This is a genomic window from uncultured Campylobacter sp. (assembly GCF_938018145.1).
Lineage (GTDB): Bacteria > Campylobacterota > Campylobacteria > Campylobacterales > Campylobacteraceae > Campylobacter_A.
Genome location: NZ_CALIII010000313.1, coordinates 1 through 1,343, shown reverse-complemented (window position 1 = coordinate 1,343; position 1,343 = coordinate 1). Strand labels below are relative to the sequence as shown.

1 protein-coding gene is annotated in these 1,343 nt (G+C 51.7%); it reads right to left on the bottom strand.

Annotation, left to right across the window (positions count from 1 at the left end; translation table 11 throughout):
• A partial coding sequence (gene priA, locus Q0338_RS07345; RefSeq protein WP_298086185.1) for a primosomal protein N' occupies positions 1 to 1,343 on the bottom strand: 1,343 nt, incomplete at both ends.

The window sequence follows — 1,343 nt, the reverse complement described above, 5'->3', positions numbered from 1 at the left end:
TATCTCCAGCGAGGTTTCAGCGGCGCGTAAATTTTCAAGCTCGGCAACGCAAATTTCAAGCCTTTGTTTTGCCGCTTGCTCGCTTTTTTCAGAAACGACAGCCCGCAAAAGCCTAGCAAACGGCGGATATATCGGCTCTCTAGCAAGAATCTCCTCAGCCAAAAACGCATCGTAGTCCGTGATAAAATTTTCAAAAAACTCTCGCTGCCTGCTCTGCACGACCACGCGCCCCTCGCCCGAACGCCCTGCCCTGCCCGCTACCTGCATCGCCAGCGCCAGTGTCCGCTCGCGAGCGCGAAAATCAGGGAAACTTAATAGCTCATCAGCGCCCATGATGACTGCAAGATCCACGTTGTGGTAGTCGTGCCCCTTGCTCAACATCTGCGTGCCGACGAGCGCGTCTATCTCGCCCGCATTAAAGGCTTTTAGCGTCTTTTCGAGCTTGTTTTGCGTCGTGATCTCGTCGCGGTCGAATTTCTCGATCCTAGCCGCTGGAAACGCCGAGCGCAGGGCCTCCGTCAGCTCGTCGGTGCCGATTTTTTTCGCCTCGATCATCTCGCTACCGCACTTCTCGCACGAGCATGTCGCAGCCGTCGTAAAACCGCAGTACTGGCACTTTAGCAGATTTCGCTTTTTGTAAAAGCTCATTCCTACGCTGCAAAATGGGCACTTTATCGTGCTGCCGCACTCACGGCACGACAGATAGCGGAAGTTTGCGCGCGTCGGCAGAAATACGACCGCCTGCTTACCGCCCGTAAAACTCGCCATAAGCTCGCCCAGTATCGCGTCACTAAGCCCCGTCTCGCTCTCATCGTAGATAAATTTTTTCTCGCTTTTAAAAAACGTTCCTCTCAGCCTAAAATGCGGCTGCTTTTTGAAGCTCACGACGCTAGGAGTCGCGGAGCCAAGCACAACTTTGACATCAAATTTGCTCGCTAAAAATAGCGCGAGGTCGCGGGCGTTATAGTGCGGATTTTGCGCGGATTTGTAGCTGTCGTCGTGCTCCTCGTCGACGATGATTAGCCCAAGCTCGCTAAAGGGCAAAAACAGCGCCGAACGCGCGCCTGCGATCAAATTTATCTCGCGGCTCTGAAATTTTTGCAGGATTACGCCGCGCTTTTTTGGAGTTATTTTGGAGTGCCAGACTCCGAATTTTTCGCCAAAATAGCTTTTTAGTCGTTTCGTCATCTGAGGCGTTAGCGAGATTTCAGGCATCAAAAGCAAAACCTGCTTGCCCGCGAGTAGATATTCGCGGATAAGGGAAAAATAAATCTCGCTTTTACCGCTTCCCGTATCGCCGAAAATCAAACTCGTTTTATGGTTTTTTGCAAATTTTAGCGCCT